Genomic DNA, 443 nt, shown 5'->3' with positions numbered 1-443 from the left:
AGACGATGGAACCATGCCATCCAGCGATCTGGCTATCCCATTCTTTGACTACAAGTCCCATGTCTCCATCGACCGGAAGTTCCGGTTCATCCGCGAATGGAAGACGACAGATGCCGCCGCCAGTGATGGCGCGCGATTGAGAGAGGGGCTGCTGGATAAAGCCAATACGGCCTCGAGCGTCTGGACAGATACGGCCTACCGTTCAAAAGCCAATGAGGACTTCATGGAAAAGCAGGGCTTTGTCTCGAAGGTTCACAGGAAAAAACCGCATCTCAAGCCTATGCCCCGGCATATCCAGAGATCCAACGCAGGAAAGTCCGTGATCCGGTCGCGTGTCGAGCATGTCTTTGCCGATCAGAAATCGCAGACAGGACTGTTTGTCCGAACTGTAGGCATAACGCGGGCCAGTATGAGGGTCGGGATGGCCAATATCGTCTACAACA

1 protein-coding gene is annotated in these 443 nt (G+C 54.2%); it reads left to right on the top strand.

The genetic code is table 11. The features are described from left to right. Nucleotides 1-443 (top strand): transposase (locus KP705_RS17790; RefSeq protein WP_215765246.1); only part of this gene is annotated, 443 nt, incomplete at both ends.

The organism is Gluconobacter sp. P1D12_c (assembly GCF_018812105.1).
Classification (GTDB): Bacteria; Pseudomonadota; Alphaproteobacteria; order Acetobacterales; family Acetobacteraceae; genus Gluconobacter; species Gluconobacter oxydans_A.
This window is presented reverse-complemented; position numbering and strand designations above follow the sequence as displayed.